This is a genomic window from Microvirga arsenatis, from assembly GCF_009910705.1.
GTDB lineage: Bacteria > Pseudomonadota > Alphaproteobacteria > Rhizobiales > Beijerinckiaceae > Microvirga > Microvirga arsenatis.
The window spans coordinates 76,973-92,602 of sequence record NZ_JAAAXJ010000004.1; the positions used below are offsets into that span (position 1 = coordinate 76,973).

15 protein-coding genes are annotated in these 15,630 nt (G+C 61.7%); 8 read left to right on the forward strand and 7 right to left on the reverse strand.

Annotation, left to right across the window (positions count from 1 at the left end):
* Positions 1–3: 3 nt before the first annotated feature.
* Positions 4–333 (reverse strand): pilus assembly protein N-terminal domain-containing protein, encoded by a 330-nt coding sequence (locus tag GR303_RS09265; RefSeq protein WP_161722211.1) that lies wholly within the window; start codon positions 331–333, stop codon positions 4–6.
* A 331-nt stretch (positions 334–664) separates the two neighbouring features.
* Between GR303_RS09265 and GR303_RS09270 the strand changes: the two genes are divergently transcribed.
* From GR303_RS09270 to GR303_RS09290, 5 genes are all read left to right on the forward strand, one after another.
* The gene (locus GR303_RS09270) at positions 665–2,146 is read left to right on the forward strand and encodes an ATPase, T2SS/T4P/T4SS family (protein ID WP_161722210.1); all 1,482 of its coding nucleotides are present in this window, start codon (positions 665–667) and stop codon (positions 2,144–2,146) included.
* Between the two features lie 25 nt (positions 2,147–2,171).
* Positions 2,172–3,167 carry a type II secretion system F family protein gene (locus GR303_RS09275; RefSeq protein WP_161722209.1) on the forward strand — a complete coding sequence of 332 codons (996 nt, stop codon included), beginning with the start codon at positions 2,172–2,174 and terminating at the stop codon, positions 3,165–3,167.
* A 7-nt stretch (positions 3,168–3,174) separates the two neighbouring features.
* Positions 3,175–4,146, forward strand: a complete 972-nt coding sequence (locus GR303_RS09280; protein ID WP_161722208.1) for a type II secretion system F family protein — start codon at positions 3,175–3,177, stop codon at positions 4,144–4,146.
* Between the two features lie 207 nt (positions 4,147–4,353).
* Positions 4,354–4,749 carry a TadE/TadG family type IV pilus assembly protein gene (locus tag GR303_RS09285; protein WP_161722207.1) on the forward strand — a complete coding sequence of 132 codons (396 nt, stop codon included), beginning with the start codon at positions 4,354–4,356 and terminating at the stop codon, positions 4,747–4,749.
* Positions 4,750–4,937: 188 nt separating this feature from the next.
* Complete coding sequence (locus GR303_RS09290; protein ID WP_161722206.1) at positions 4,938–6,062, forward strand: TadG family pilus assembly protein; 1,125 nt, start codon at positions 4,938–4,940, stop codon at positions 6,060–6,062.
* Positions 6,063–6,385: 323 nt separating this feature from the next.
* Here the strand turns inward: GR303_RS09290 and GR303_RS09295 are convergent, their stop codons facing one another.
* Positions 6,386–9,013: a hybrid sensor histidine kinase/response regulator gene (locus GR303_RS09295; protein ID WP_161722205.1), complete on the reverse strand. Its 2,628-nt coding sequence runs from the start codon at positions 9,011–9,013 to the stop codon at positions 6,386–6,388.
* A 73-nt stretch (positions 9,014–9,086) separates the two neighbouring features.
* On the reverse strand, positions 9,087–9,758 hold the full coding sequence (locus tag GR303_RS09300; protein WP_161722204.1) for a LuxR C-terminal-related transcriptional regulator: 672 nt from the start codon (positions 9,756–9,758) through the stop codon (positions 9,087–9,089).
* A gap of 1,221 nt (positions 9,759–10,979) precedes the next feature.
* Here GR303_RS09300 and GR303_RS09305 point away from each other — a divergent pair.
* Complete coding sequence (locus GR303_RS09305) at positions 10,980–11,519, forward strand: YcnI family copper-binding membrane protein (RefSeq protein ID WP_161722203.1); 540 nt, start codon at positions 10,980–10,982, stop codon at positions 11,517–11,519.
* Positions 11,520–11,595: 76 nt separating this feature from the next.
* Here the strand turns inward: GR303_RS09305 and GR303_RS09310 are convergent, their stop codons facing one another.
* Genes GR303_RS09310 through GR303_RS09325 form a run of 4 tightly spaced genes read right to left on the reverse strand, consistent with a single transcriptional unit; the run spans position 11,596 to position 14,221 of the window.
* Positions 11,596–12,183 carry an NTP transferase domain-containing protein gene (locus GR303_RS09310; RefSeq protein WP_161722202.1) on the reverse strand — a complete coding sequence of 196 codons (588 nt, stop codon included), beginning with the start codon at positions 12,181–12,183 and terminating at the stop codon, positions 11,596–11,598.
* Positions 12,180–13,199, reverse strand: a complete 1,020-nt coding sequence (locus tag GR303_RS09315) for a molybdopterin-binding protein (protein ID WP_161722201.1) — start codon at positions 13,197–13,199, stop codon at positions 12,180–12,182. The genes GR303_RS09310 and GR303_RS09315 overlap by 4 nt, the downstream gene beginning before the upstream one ends.
* Positions 13,196–13,888: an XdhC family protein gene (locus tag GR303_RS09320; protein WP_161722200.1), complete on the reverse strand. Its 693-nt coding sequence runs from the start codon at positions 13,886–13,888 to the stop codon at positions 13,196–13,198. Before GR303_RS09320 ends, GR303_RS09315 begins: the two co-directional genes overlap by 4 nt.
* A gap of 9 nt (positions 13,889–13,897) precedes the next feature.
* Positions 13,898–14,221, reverse strand: a complete 324-nt coding sequence (locus GR303_RS09325; RefSeq protein ID WP_161722199.1) for an XdhC family protein — start codon at positions 14,219–14,221, stop codon at positions 13,898–13,900.
* 196 nt (positions 14,222–14,417) lie between these two features.
* On the opposite strand from GR303_RS09325, the gene GR303_RS09330 reads away from it, so the two are divergent.
* Positions 14,418–14,879 carry a CoxG family protein gene (locus GR303_RS09330; protein WP_161722198.1) on the forward strand — a complete coding sequence of 154 codons (462 nt, stop codon included), beginning with the start codon at positions 14,418–14,420 and terminating at the stop codon, positions 14,877–14,879.
* A gap of 174 nt (positions 14,880–15,053) precedes the next feature.
* The gene (locus GR303_RS09335) at positions 15,054–15,548 is read left to right on the forward strand and encodes a (2Fe-2S)-binding protein (RefSeq protein ID WP_161722197.1); all 495 of its coding nucleotides are present in this window, start codon (positions 15,054–15,056) and stop codon (positions 15,546–15,548) included.
* Positions 15,549–15,630 lie beyond the last annotated feature (82 nt).

A 15,630-nucleotide genomic window follows, 5' to 3' on the forward strand; every position in this document is an offset into this window, starting at 1 on the left:
CGTCTATTTGCCGGTGACCGTCGGAACGAGCCTGCATGTTTCCGAGCAGGAGAAGATCTGCTGCTCGGTCCCTTGATAGACCGTCGTCACCTGGTTGCTGTTGGCAAAGACATTGACAGCCAGGTTGGCGATCTCCTGCCCAGCCTCTCCGAACACGATCATGTTCGTCGTCCCAACGGCTTTGCCGGTGAGCACGATGGTATATTCGTCGCTGAGCGTGCCATCGACGATTGCGGGATTGCCGATCACCACCGTGCGCGCTGGATGGGCGAAAGAAAGAATCCTGGCGAAGTCCAGGGTCACGCCGATGGAGCTGGAGGCTTTCCCCGCCATGAGGTCGGAGCTCAAGATCCGGCTTGCGCGAAGCTGCGGCTCGTCTGCCGCCGCTCCGCCGGCGAGGGATACAGCGCCTATGAGGCCGGCGAGGCAGATCCGGACAGGGCTCTTCATGCAATGAATCCAAACAATGCTTTCGCTACAAAGATCATTCCTTCCATATTGCAGCAATTAGGCCATATGGCTGATCGCTCTGGCACCGCTCTAGGCCAGCAAGCCGAGTGGACCCACCTCCCGGCAAGCCTTTTAAATGGAGCCTCGAAAGATGGGCTCGATCACCTCATGACCAGGTCTTCGAGCATGATGTGAAGGCGGGGCGTTAACTGACATGTTCGGCAAGAGAAGTCTCTCCGATGACCAGGTGTCCCGGTCTCCGGCACCCCTCCCCGCGGGGAAGGCCGAACCGGAGCTTCTGTCAGCCCCCTCTCCGGCGGCGAGAAGCGACGCGAAACCGCAATCGGCGCCGGCTCATGCCAAGCCCAGTCCGGAGGACGCGGCTGCCGCTCCGTCGGTGTCCATCCGCAAGTCCGATCAATATTACGAACTCAAGAACCAGATCTTCAGCGCCCTGATCGAGGCCATTGACGTGGCGCAGCTGTCCAGAATGGAAAGCGCGCGGGCAAGGGAAGAGATCGGGGAGATCGTCAACGACATCATCACGGCCAAGCGGATCGTGATGTCGATTGCCGAACAGAATGACCTTCTGCAGGACATCTGCAACGATGTCCTGGGCTATGGCCCCCTGGAGCCGCTCCTTGCCCGTGACGACATTGCCGATATCATGGTCAACGGCGCCGACTGCGTCTACATCGAGGTCGGCGGCAAGGTTCAGAAGACCGACATCCACTTTCGTGACAACGCGCAGCTTCTTCATATCTGCCAGCGGATCGTCAGCCAGGTCGGTCGTAGGGTCGACGAGTCGAGCCCGATCTGCGACGCGCGCCTTGCAGACGGGTCGCGCGTCAACGTCATCGCGCCGCCTCTTGCCATCGACGGACCGAGCCTGACGATCCGCAAGTTCAAGAAGGACAAGCTTACCCTCGATCAGCTCGTCAAGTTCGGCTCCATCACGGCGGAAGGTGCGGAGATCCTCCAGATCATCGGACGGGTGCGGTGCAACGTCCTGGTCTCGGGCGGCACCGGATCGGGCAAGACGACCCTCCTCAACTGCCTGACCCGCTACATCGAGCCTGGAGAGCGTGTGGTCACCTGCGAGGATGCGGCAGAGCTGCAGCTGCAACAACCTCATGTGGTTCGTCTTGAAACTCGCCCGCCGAACATCGAAGGCGAGGGCCAGATCACCATGAGGGATCTGGTCAAGAACTGCCTGCGCATGCGGCCCGAGCGCATCATCGTAGGCGAGGTCCGCGGCCCAGAGGCGTTCGATCTCCTGCAGGCGATGAACACCGGCCATGACGGGTCCATGGGAACCCTGCACGCCAACTCGCCGCGGGAGGCGCTCTCGCGACTTGAGTCCATGATCACCATGGGCGGATACTCCCTGCCATCGAAGACCATCCGGGAGATGATCGTCTCTTCGGTGGACGTCATCATCCAAGCGGCCCGCCTGCGGGATGGCTCCCGCCGCATCACCCACATTACGGAAGTTTTGGGCCTTGAAGGAGATGTGATCACCACCCAGGATCTCTTCGTGTATGAGATGCTCGGAGAAGATGCGAAAGGGAACATCGTCGGGCGGCATCGTTCCACGGGCATCGGACGTCCACGCTTCTGGGATCGCGCCCGGTACTATGGCGAGGAAAAACGGCTTGCTGCAGCCCTCGACGCGGCGGAGAAGTCCAATGCTTGAACACCCTGTGACGGGTACTTGACCCATGCTGCCAGAGCATCTCGCCCCGCTTGCTGTTGTCCTGCTTGCGTTCTGTTGTGCGGCAGGAGTGGTGATCGCTCTGCTGTATCCGGTGATCGCCCGACGCTCCGAGAGCCAGAAGCGACTCGCTGCCATCATCGTCCCCCACAGCGTTGGAGGGCAGCTCATCAGTTCCGAGGATATCAGACGCAAAAAGGCTGTAGAGATTACGTTGCGTGAGCAGGAGGAGCAGCAGAAAGCTAAGAAAGGCACGAAGCTTACCCTTACCGGTCGCTTGCGTCAGGCCGGATTGGGATGGAGCAAGAGCAACTACTATGCCTTGTGCGGAGTGTCCGCGGTCGTCGTCTTCCTGGTGGCTCTCGCACTCTTTGGCCTAGGCCCGGCTCCCGCTGCCGCCTTTGGGCTCACAGGAGGTCTTCTTCTCCCCCATCTGTATGTAGCGGCAGTGCTCAGCCGCCGCCTCAGGACGTTCTCCGAAGAGTTCCCGAACGCCGTCGACATCATCGTCCGCGGCGTTAGGTCAGGCCTTCCTCTTACCGACTGTCTGCGGATCATTTCGCTCGAGTCGCAAGAGCCTGTGCGCGGGGAATTCAAGGTGATCCTCGAAGATCAGACCATGGGCGTACCTATGGATCAGGCCGTCCAGCGGCTGCCGGAGCGGATCCCTTTACCCGAAGCCAATTTCTTCGCAATCGTCATTGCCATGCAGAGCCGCACCGGCGGCAGCCTATCTGAAGCGCTTGGGAATCTGTCGAAAGTGCTGCGCGAGCGCAGAAAAATGCAGGGCAAGATCAAGGCTGCAAGTTCGGAAGCAAAAGCTTCTGCCGCCATCATCGGCAGCCTGCCCATCCTTGTGACCTTCATTCTCTACATAACCAAGCCCGACTATATCTCTCTCTTGTTTACAACCTTCATCGGCAACCTCGTTCTAGGGGTATGCGCCTTCTGGATGCTTGTTGGCACTCTGGTTATGCGCAAGATGATCAACTTCGACTTTTGAGGCGGCGATGGGGCTGGATTTCATTCTCCTCAATGCCGACTTGCTCATCATGGTTTCGGCAGCAACCTCTACCTTTACGGCAACTATTGTCGTCTTATGGCCCTACCTGGTCCGAGACCATCTCGGCAAGCGTATGGCACAGGTCGCCAGCGAGCGGGAGCGGATTAGGCTGAGGGAGCGCGCACGGCTTGCCTCGCAGAACCGCCAAGCATCCTTGAGGACCGAGCCGAAAAGATTATTCAAGGCCATCGTGGATCGTTTCGACCTTGCGAAGCAGGCTGAAAACGGCAACCTCGTGCAGCTTCTCCGCATGGCAGGCTTTCGCGGCCCCGGACCAATCATAACTTACCTCGCCGCTCGTGTTCTGGCTCCGCTGGGCGCTCTTATTCTCGCTTTCGTTTACGTGTTCTTCATCTTGAATCTTGAGCACCCTCTTTTCGTCAAGCTCGGCCTTGTGATTGGCGCGGCTTGGTTTGGGAACTACGCACCGCTGCTTTATGTCAAGAATCGCATTACCAAGCGGCAACAAGCCATCCGCCGCTCGTGGCCTGATGCTCTCGATCTGCTTCTGATCTGCATCGAGTGCGGCATGGGGGTAGAGAGCGCCTTACGTAAGGTAGCCGATGAGATAGGATCCCAGTGTCCTGAGCTCGCGGAGGAGCTGAGCCTCACGAATGCCGAACTCGCCTATCTGCAAGACAGGCGCAAGGCATATGAAAATCTCGGTGAACGCACCGGGCTTGATGGAGTCAAGAGCGTGGTTACAAGCCTGATCCAGTCGGAAAGGTACGGCACTCCCCTTGCTCACTCCCTTCGCGTTCTGGCTCAGGAGAACCGCGACATGCGCATGAACGAGGCTGAGAAAAAGGCTGCGGCTCTCCCGCCCAAGCTCACAGTCCCCATGATCCTTTTCTTTCTCCCTGTTCTCTTCGCAGTCATCATCACTCCAGCCGTCATTCAGATCACCAGCATCAAGTGATTGGTAGATCCTAATTGATCACACCAGATGACATTACCATAGGTCAGCAAACCTCTCCGAGGAGCGGTCTAGGTCATTTAGCTGAATACCTCGCTATACCAGTCTCTTATATGATGACCTTCAGCTCAAATGCTCTGGCTGTATGCGTGGCGGTCCTTGGAAATGCGCCTCCGTTCTCGATCTGCATGGAACAGACTCCTCCGGAACATGGGAGAAGAGGAAGGATCCATCGCCGTTGAGTTCGCCTTCGTCGCTCCGGCCCTCATTATTCTCATAGCTGCTGTCTTTGAAGGAAGCCTGCTCTTGTACACCTGGGGCAACATGGAACATATCGGTCGCCAAGCGGCACGAGGAGCAGCAATCGGCGAATTCACTCTCGAGCAGGCTGAGGCATTCATCGTCAGTCAAATGGAAGGATCGATCGGCTCTCCAAGCGTCAATGCGGATGTGCGATTTGAGACTGGCACCGAGCCTATCGACAACCAGGTGATAGTCAACATCAGCCTTCCAGCCACTGAGCTTTCGAATCTCCAGCCATTCGGACTTTTCCGCATCATGATCCTGTCAACCACGGTTACTATGCATCGGGAGGTGAGCTCATGAAGAGCCTCCGTAAACTAGGTCGTGCATTCAAGAAGAACGAAAATGGCACGGCTGCAATCATCGTCGTTCCGGCACTCATCTCTTTGGTGGGTGTTACTGCTATCTCCGTGGATTCGATGCATGCCTTTACTGCAAAGGAGCACCTGCTAACCACCGCTCAGGCCGCGGCGTCGGCAGCGGCCAGTGCCATGCCGGACCAGAACAGGGCCGTGGAGGCGGCGCTGGCCTATGCGGAGGCGAACCTCAAGGGCGCACCTGAAGGCACGGTGGTCACGCCCCAAGACATCCAGTTCGGCCTCTGGGATCAGCAGAGCAAGACCTTCACGCCAAGAGGCTATGGCGAAACGGCCAATGCAGTCCGGGTGACGGCGAGCCGAACGGCAGCCAAGGGCAATGCCGTTCCCACCATCTTCGGCCGCGTGATCGGCGTCGACACCTTGGGCGACATGGCGATGAGTTCGACGGTCGTCCGCTACGACGGTCATGCCTGCCTCCATGCCCTGGCTGAGGACGGGACTGGCCTGCAGGTGGGCGCCAAGGCCAAAATCGACATGGAAAACTGCCCGGTCCATGTTCATTCGAGCTCCAGCGAGGCTCTGAAAACCGACTCCAGCGCGGAGATCAAAGCGAAGGAAGTCTGCATCAACGGCAGCTATGTCAGAGGCGACAGCAGCACGATCGAGCCGGATCCGGGTCTCGGATGCACCTCCGTCAGGCCGGACCCCTTTGCCACGCTCCCTCCTCCGCCCACATCAGGCGATGGCTGCCTCTTCACCAATAAGCACCCGATCATCGGCGAAGTGCTGGGCCTGATCCAGAACGCCGTCTATTGCGGCGGCCTCTACATCTCGGGTGGATCGACAGTCGTTCTTCCGCCGGGCGTCTACACCATGCGAGGCGGCAAGCTGACCGTCGAGGGAGGCTCGACCCTCAAGGGCGACGGGGTGACCATCTATCTCACCGACAATGCCGTGATCGACTTCAAGGGTGGTGCCAAGATCGACCTCACAGCCCCTACGAGCGGATCCCACGCCGGCATTCTGTTCTTCCAAGACCGGAACTTCGGCGGGCAGCATACGATCAGCGCGAATGTGAATGCTTCCCTGAATGGCGCGATCTACATGCCGAAAGGAACGCTGAGCATTGGAGGGAGCAGCGTTCTGAACGCGGATCCCTCCTGCCTCCTGATCGTCGCTAACCGGATCAACATCGATGCCGCGAGCGGCAGCGAGTCGACCAGTTCTGTGACGGCTCCGGACTCCTCCCTCTGCCCCCTGCCATCCTACACGCAGCGCTCTCGCGTGGTGATGTAGCGGCTAAGCTCAGGTGCCCGAGCAATTGTTCCATTGACGATTGTCGAGAAAGCTGCATGGGATGCCCTCCGGGGCATCCCATGCAGCTTGATTGCATCTCTTTGCTATCGGCTCGAGACGTGACGGACTGAGATCCCCTCAAAGCCCCCTGAGTTGGAACTTCTCCGTCGGCCTTTCTCATGGACCTGTTTTGGCATCCCGCAAACCACGGCATGGCCTCACAGGCGCCCGAGACTCCATCGCCCGCGGTTTCACGGGTTTGCAGGAGGGTCTTATGGGTTCACCAGAGGTATTGGTTTCCAAGCGCAAAGCTGAGAAGGATCCTATGCGGAAGCGAGCCCCCTGATAGCAGCAATTCTGTCGCAGGCGTTCTGAGCTGCCCTGCATGCCCTCTCCAGAGGAACGGCAATATCGCCTCCCTGAATGCAGGCTTGCTCCAAGGTTGTGCAGAGCTCGGCCAATTCGGAAAAGCCCAGGAGAGCGGCCTGGGAGATCACAGCATGCGCTTCCTTGCCGATCCGGTCACGCTCCATGGCGGTCGGATCGTCGCCTGCGAACGTCTGCCTGAGCTGGCGCTCGAGCCTGTCCAGCCACTGATCGGTGCGTTCCCGTCCGAACAGGGAGATGAAGCTTCCGAAATCCGTTTCGTCGAACCTCGCCGGCCCATCTGCGACCGGCTCCTGCGTCTTACTCTCCTGCATGGGCAGCCACTGCGCCAGCTTTGCAAGGAGATCCGCCCGTCGGAGCGGCTTGCCAATATGGTCATCGAACCCAGCCTCCCTGAAGCTCCTGACCTGCTGCGGCAGGACGTTGGCGGTCATGGCGACGATGAAGACATCAGCGGGTTGAGTTCCCAAGGCCCGGATGATCCGGGTCGCTGTGACTCCGTCCATACCCGGCATCTGGATGTCCATGAGGACGATGTCGTAGCTCTTGGCCTGCACTGCCTCGACAGCTTCCGCACCATTGGACACGATATCGACCTGATGGCCTGCTGCCTCGAGCAGCGTTCGGACAAGCTCCTGATTGATCTCGATGTCCTCAGCCAGGAGAATGCGTCCAGGACGGCACGCAGCCGGAATTTCGATGTCGCGCGAAGGGTCTGACGATTCATCGGCCTGAGGCATGGCCAGTTCGATCCAGAAGGTGGATCCTTTGCCCTCCTCGCTCTCCATACCGATTTGGCCGCCCATGAGTTCCATAAGGTGCTTGGAAATGGCGAGGCCCAGCCCCGTGCCGCCGAATTCTCTCCGAATGGACGGATCGACCTGTGAGAAGCGCTTGAACAGCCGGTTCCGCTTGTCGGACGGGATTCCGATCCCCGTGTCGCTGATGGAGATGCGTACAATTTCACCCCTCTCTGAGCGACCCTTGCGCTCGACGCGAGCGACGATCTGCCCCTGGTGCGTGAATTTCACGGCGTTGTTGAGCAGATTGAGCAGAATCTGTCGCAGGCGCGCCTCGTCTCCAAGGAAACGCCCAGGCAAGCCTCGATCCAGCTCGACCAGGATCGGGATTCCCTTTGCCTGCGCGCCGCTGCTGACGATCGAGACGGTGTTGTCGACGAGAGCGACAAGGGAAAAAGGCTCAGCCTGCAGCTTGATCTGGCCTGCCTCAATGCTGGAGAAGTCGAGGATGTCGTTCGCAACCGTCAGGAGAGCCGAGGCCGATACCTGGATCAGTTCGGCATAACGGTGCTGTCTCGGATGGAGAGGCTCGTCAAGCAGGCGCTCGGTGTAGCCGATGATGCCGTTGAGAGGCGTTCGGATCTCGTGGCTCATGGAGGCCAGGAAGTCGGTCTTGGCCTGATTGGCAATGTTGGCGCGACCCAGCGCCCCCTCCGCCGTTTCCTTAGCCGCTGTCAGTTCGCCCTCCCGCTCAGCGATCGCATCCGCCATTCTGTTGAGAGCTCGCGCCAGAATCCTGATTTCTCCTGCGCCCCGGCGGGGGGCACGGGTGCCGAGTTCCCCATATTCGAACGCCTCAGCCGTACGGACGAGGCTGCGCACGGGCCGGAAGATGAAGCTCTCGACCCCGAGCATCCCGAGCATAAGAGACCCACCGGCAATCAGCGTGATCATCACCAGCCGATAGCGAAGCGCCTCATCGACGGAGGCGATGGCGGCATCCCGATGCAGGCCCAGGGCGAGAACGGTTCCGGTGCCCGGCAGATCCTGGAAGATGAAGAGGCGCGGAACGCCCTGCAGATCGGGATACTCGAAAAATCCCTGCGGCGCCCGCGCTGCCGCTTGCACGACCCTATGCGCATCCGTCGCGACTCCTGCCGCTCCCCCAAGAGGCGGGTGATGGGCAGCCAGCGTTCCCTTACGGTCCACGACGAACATCGTGACATCGAGGTCGGGAGCAAGCCGAGCCGGGGAACGCTCGCCAAAGAGCTGCGGATCGATCCTGGCAGAGATGACGCCGAGCGTTTGTCCCTCCCTCACGACGGGGAGGGCCGCCGTCATGCGCAATGTACCGGCAGTCGAAGCGCTGCTGAGTTCACCAAGAGAGAAAGCGCCTTCCTGCAGAGCTTTTCGAATGGCGGTAAGGGATCCTGCATCGGCGACGTTGTCGTTCTTACCGATGCTGCAGATTTCACTTCCGCTCACGTCCGAATACTGGAGAGCGCTCACCCAGGGGTGAAGCCGCATGTGACGGTTCAGGAAAGCGCGGCAGCCCGGTTGGCCGGAACGCAGTTCTTCGGCCTCCGCAAGAAAGGCTAGGAAGGCCCTCGCCTCGTCGACCAAGTGGTTGTGACTCTGGACCGCATGGAAGGCGAGCATTTCCGCGCGCTTGCGCGTGGCTTCGATGGCCCTGGCACGCTCCTCGCCGGCCAGTTGCACAAGTGCGCCGACCAGGGGCATCAGAACCGCAATGCCGATCAGGATGAAGCGCCAGAACAGGCTGCTGTGGTGCAGCCGTCGAAGCTTCGTGACCCGGCGCTTCATGGCCCGGACGGGAGAGGTTGCGAGCGATGGGGGCCAGACAGCTGCAACATGGCTCCTTGGCTCCCGCGGCCGGTCAGAAAGCCCGGCGGCCCGGATAGGGGCGCGCGCCCGCAACGGCCGCGGCCGCCCGGTTGTTCACGCCGAAATAGCGGAAGATTGCAGCCATGTGGATCTTGACGGTGCCCTCGCCGAGGCCAAGGGCATTGGCGATCTCCTTGTTGGTCTTGCCTTGGACCAGGAGGTCGAGCACGTCCTGCTGCCGGGGGGTCAGTTGCCCCGGCATGTCGCCGTGGTCCGAGGAGGGAGACGCCTCCCTCGCCGGCTCGCCGATTTCCGCAGAGATGTCGGCCAGGGAGGGCGGCACGTAGATGCCACCGTTGAAGATCGTCTCGAGAGCGGTTGTGAGTTCCGTGATGCTCAAGCTCTTGTTCACATAGCCATGGACGCCGGCTTCAAGGGCAAGCAGCATGTCACGTCGTGAATTCGAGCCGGAAATCACCGCCACGCGCGTTTGCGGGAAACATTCCCTTACGGCACGCAAATTCATGGGCGTCCGCAAACCAGGCATGGAGAGATCGAAGAGAGCCACGTCGATGTCGGCTTCCCCGCTGAGACGCTCCAGCGCCTCGTCGAGGGATCCCGCCTCGATCACATCCGAGAAATCGAAGCGGCGCGTCAGAATAGCGCTAACCGCCATCCGAAAGTAAGCGTCGTCATCAGCAATAAGACCAATTCGCGCCGACACCTCAACCCCCACCTACTCACTAAATTAGCCCGTATTATTAAATTTTTGGGCTTAGATAACTATACTCTGCCTCGACTTAAAACCGGCTTTGTCGCTTCTATATTGCTGTAGTGCGCATGCATTGCATTTTGGACTATTGTTTGACTGTAAAGATTGCCGCACGTTTCCTCAAATACACGCTGAACTACAAAACATATCATGTAATAACATTTCGTAATATCAATCCAGAATGTTGCAAGTGCAATTTGCATTCAAGCATATTCGGACGCGAACGCGCCTCGCTGAAAGGCTCTGCTCGCAAACATCCTCGACCTATAGGATGTCGAACGAGAGTTTGCGAGCTGACCCCTCACACTGCTGTACGCTCCAGATCATAGGCTCTCAACCCGGACGAACTCTTCACCTTCTACTGGGTGCCCGGCGGGGGCAGATAGGGGATGTCATCTGGTGCCGGACCTTTGTGATCCGCCGGAGAGCCATCTTCAGGGACAGGATCGAGTTCCGGCAGTTCTGGCAGAGGGCTTGGCACCTCGCGCTCCTCGCGAGGAACTTCGGGCTTGGCTGTGCCTGACATTGCGCGCTCCATGCATGGACCTTTCCCGGGCAAGTCACAACCGGAGCCGAGGTTCCCTCTCGGGCAGGAGCCGCCTCTCCACAGCCCTGTCGACCGACGAGCGCGCACTTCCTTACCAATCGTCGTCGAATTGGTTGCTGCCGGTCAAAGAAGGGCGAGGGTTCCGCGGCTACACCGCTTCCTGCAGCGTAACGCCAAGCAGGAACCTGCGCCGTGCAATCCAGCCGAGACCTTGCCAGAATAGCGCTTCAGCTCCTCGCGGTCCTGTCGCTCGTTCTGAACGGTTTGATCCCCGGATCCGCCTCTACGGCGCTGGGAGGGCTAGGGGCGGGAACGCCAGCATCCAATGCGCAGCTCCACTGTCCGGAGCACGATCCCGTCTCGGCACCGGAGGACCATCGCCGAAGCCGGCACGATGCATGCTCCTGCTACGTGCCGTGCGGCAATCCTGGCGTTGCCGTCAACGCTGCAGCATCCTCTCCACCGCTCGCATCTCCAATCCCGTCCGTTCTGATAGCGACCTTCCACAAGGGTCGTCTTCCTGTGACCGGAAGCGGATCGACTCTGCCCGTCGGAGCCCGTGCGCCACCGCTTCTCGGCTGATCCCTCACTCCTCCTGATCAACCCGAAACAAGCGGAATTTCATCATGTCTCTCATCCATCGCCTCGGCGCGCTCGGCGCTGCCTTCTCGCTATCCCTCCTTGCCTCTGCAGCCCTCGCTCATTCGACCCTTGAGGTGCAGGAGGCACCGGTGGGCTCAACCTACAAGGGCGTGGTGCGCGTCGGCCACGGCTGTGACGGCGCCGCAACCCTGAAGGTGCGCGTGCGCATTCCAGAAGGCGTCATCGCTGCAAAGCCGATGCCGAAGCCGGACTGGACCGTCGACGTTCTCGAGGGTTCCTATGCAAAGGCGTACGTCAACCATGGCACGCCCGTGACGGCGGGCGTTCAGGAAATCGTCTGGAGCGGGAAGCTGCTCGACCGGCACTATGACGAGTTCGTCTTTCGCGCCACCCTCACCGACAGCCTTCAGCCCGGCACCACCCTCTACTTCCCGGTGGTGCAGGAATGCGAGGACGGAAAGACCGAGCGCTGGATCGAGATCCCGGCACCGGGCAGGAGCGCTCACGACTACAAGAGCCCCGCTCCCGGACTGAGGCTGCTCCAGCCGAAGGCCACACATTGACGCCTCCTTGCAGGAGCGCTCCTTGCGCTCCTGCACCTCCCTCGGAGGAGCCGCTTCGAACTGCCCCTTTGCCGGTTCAGGAACGGAGCCTGGCCAACTCCTCCCGCGTGTCGATATCCTGAACCACCGCAGGATCGGAGGTCGGCCATTCGACGACGTCCTCCCTCCCCCGGAGCACCGGGCCGGCCCCGGCATCTCCGGACAGCCGGTGGATCAGGGGCTCAAGCGCACGCGCGATCAGAACAGGGTTGCCGCGCTGCCCCTCGAAGATGGGAACGATGGCCGCTGGCTTACCCCTGTCATGCCAGGCCGACACAAGCCCGTCGATGAGCTCGGCCGTGACGGAAGGCATGTCGCCCAAGAGGACGAGCGCGGCCTCTGCCTCTGGCGGGAGAGCCGAGAAGCCGGCCTTCACGGATGTCGAAAGCCCGTCGGCATAGCGGGCATTGTGGACGATAGCGACAGGCAGCCCCTGCAGCGCAGCCGCCACGTCCTCGGAATGGTGGCCGGTCACCACGATCACCGGATCGGCCGCGGATACGGCAGCCGCTTCCGCGACGCGGCGCACGAGGGGCTTGCCGCCGATGGAAGCCAGCAGCTTCGGCTCCTCGCCGAACCGGGTGCCGCGACCCGCCGCCAGAATGATTGCCGCGACACCGTTCACTCCTCGCCTTCGCTTTCTCCGCCCTCGCGCGGCTGCGGTCGCGAGACGATCTCCATGAGAAGCCCTCCGACTCCGAGCGCCATGATGTCGGCGCGCGTGACCGGAACATCCGCCAGAAAACGGTGCAGGATCCAGTCGAACCCGTTTTCCTTCGGCGACCGGGCACATCCCGGGGCGCCGATCACCGGCTTGCTGCCGACGGAGCCGACGAGGAGGAGGTTTCCGGGATCGACAGGCATGCCGAAATGCTCGACCCTGCCGCCTGCCATCTCGATGGCAGCGGGAATGACATCCCGACGGTCCGCAATGGCCGAGGCCCCGAACACGACGATGAGCTGCGCAGCGCCTGAAGCCTGAGCCTCCAGCTCCCGCGCCAGCGCCGCCGTTTCGTGAGGCACGCGCCTGTCCTGAGCGATGCCGGCGCCGGTCGGTTCCAGCCGCTTGGCCAAAACGGCAAGCGTCTTGTCGACGATGCTCGGCTTCAGCCCTGGGAGAACGGTCGAGACCACCGACACCGCGCGACGGGTGTAGGGAGCAATGCGCAAGGCACGGGAGCCGGCCCTGGAAATGCCCTGCCGCAGGAGGGATCCGGGTATGGCATAGGGAATGATCTTGACGGTCCCTACCATCTCTCCTGCGACCACAGGCTTGTACGCCGGCAGGGTAGCGGCCGTCATGGCCTCGTCCACGGCGTTGAGGCCGTTGATCGCATCCACGTCCACCAGGAGAACGCCTGCGGTTCCGGCATGGAGGTTCGAGCGTCCGGTGAAGGGCGCCTCGACGACGATGTTTTCGCCCGCTAGCGCTCGCGCGAGCTGCCATGCCGCCTCGTCCTCGCCCATGTCGCCGGGTTCGAACCGCGCAGCGATGATCGCCTCGATGCCGGCCTGCTTGAGCCTTGCGGCGACCTCTTCGGACACCAGGCTTCCTTTCTTCACCACCGTTCCGCCAGCCCGCACGCTGTGGGCGGCCAGGGCGCCGACGGCTTCCTCGACGAGAACAAGGCCGAACTTCACGCCGCCCGCCTCCGCTCCTGGCGCAGGGTCGCGACGATCTCGGCCAGGATGGAGACCGCGATCTCCGCAGGCGAAACCGCCCCGATGTCGAGCCCGATGGGTGCATGGATGCGCCCGATGTCAGCCTCCGTGAAACCGGCGGCCGACAAGCGCTGGACCCGGCGCTCATGGGTTTTGCGCGATCCCAACGCGCCCACATAGAAGCACTCCGACCGCAGGGCTGCGGCAAGGGCGGGGTCGTCGATCTTCGGGTCGTGGGTCAGCGCCACGACGGCCGTGTAGCGGTCGATGCGGAGCTCCGGCAGCACAGCATCAGGCCATTCAGCCAGCACACGCACATCCGGGAAGCGCTCAAGGGTGGCGAAGGCCGTGCGCGGATCGACGATGGTGACGTCAAGATCGAGCCCCCTCGCCATGGGGGCCAATGCCTGGCTGATATGAACCGCGCCGACGACGACCACCCTTATCGGCGGAGCCTGCACGGTCAGGAAGAATTGGCGTCCGTCCCGTTCGACGAGGCCGCTCCTTCCCTGGCGCAGCCGTTCGCGCAGTTCCTCCGCCAGCACGTCGCCTTCAAGCTCCGGCTCCCGCACGAGGCGCTGCTCGCCCGAAACGGTGTCGGTCACGAGAACGGCCGCGCGCCGGGCGGCGCGCTCTGCGTTGAGCTGGGAGAGGAGGCTCAGCCTCATGCCGTTGTCCTAGTCCACCCGTTCCACATAGATCCGGATCCGTCCGCCGCACGAGAGGCCGACCTGCCACGCGGTCTCGTCGGCGACACCGAACTCGAGCATGCGCGGCTTGCCGTCGGCGATCACATCGAGGGCCTCGGTGATCACCGCGCCCTCCACGCAGCCGCCGGACACGGATCCGAGGAAGTTCGTATCCCCGTCGATCACGAGGTGGCTGCCGACAGGGCGTGGCGCCGAGCCCCAGGTCTCCACGACCGTTGCGATGGCAACGCCCCTGCCCTCGCGCTTCCAGGATTCAGCCGTCTTCAGAATGTCCGTATCGGTCGTGAGCATGAAACCTCCGCGAAGGAGCGGCGTGCCGCTCGATACTGCCACCACCGGCCCTCGCACGGCAACCGGCCTGGCAAGCCGCAATCCACCGTGCAGCCGGCAGGCTCTCCTGTGCAGTGCAGCAACGCTTGGTACGTGACGCGCCGCATGATTTGCCCATACTCTGACCCTGGGCTGGTTGACAGGAGGAGAACACAGCATGGCAATGACGATGCAGGGCGAGGTCACGCTTCCCGCCGACCGGGCGACGGTGTGGGCGGCCCTCAACGACCCGGAGGTTCTGAAGGCCTCCATCCCCGGCTGCCAGGACCTGGAGAAAATCAGCGATACGGAGTTCCAGGCGACAGCCAAAGTATCGGTCGGCCCCGTCAAGGCCACGTTCAAGGGAGGCGTCACCCTCACCGATCTCGATCCGCCCAACGGCTATACCATCAGCGGCGAGGGTCAGGGAGGAGTCGCCGGATGGGCGAAGGGGGGCGCGAAGGTTCGCCTCGAGGAGATCGAGGGTGGCACACGACTCGTTTATGACGTGGAGGCCAATGTCGGCGGCAAGATCGCCCAGCTCGGCGGCCGCCTCATCAACGGCGTCGCCAAGAAATACGCCGACGAATTCTTTGCGAATTTCGCCAAGATCCTCACGCCTGCGGAAACTCCCGCATAAGTGACCTGCCTGGGCCGCCCTGCAGGCCCGGCCGATACTTGACCGCTCATACGGGGCGGTCCACACTGACCTCGATGAGCCGCATCCGTGCGGTCGTCCAACAAGAATACCTGTCGGTGCCTGAGACCACCTGAAGGTTGGCCGGGCTGCCGGCCCCTGAGGAGGATATCACGCATGACCACCGTCTCCCTGACGGTGAACGGTCAATCCGTCACCGCAGACGTCGATCCCCGCACCCTGCTCGTTCAATTCCTGCGCGACAACTTGAGGCTCACCGGAACCCATGTGGGCTGCGATACCAGCCAATGCGGCGCCTGCGTGGTCCACCTGAACGGCCACGCTGTGAAGTCCTGCACGGTTCTCGCCGTCCAGGCGGATTCGAGCGTCGTCACCACCATCGAGGGCATCGCTGAAGGAGGCGAACTGCACCCGATGCAGGCGGCCTTCCGCGAGCATCACGGCCTGCAATGCGGCTATTGCACGCCGGGCATGATCATGTCCGCGATCGATATCGTGAACCGCAAGGGGCATGCTCTCGACGAGCAGACCATCCGGGCCGAGCTGGAAGGCAATCTGTGCCGCTGCACGGGCTATCACAACATCGTCAAGGCCGTCGCCGCCGGCGCTCAGGGAATGGCGCAGTCGCTCCTGCGGCAGGCGGCCGAGTAGACCGACGCGCCCTCACGCAATGGCGCAGGCTGCCGGCGCTCCGCGCAGACGTCCTTCCGGACGCTCTTGCCGAAGCCCCGCC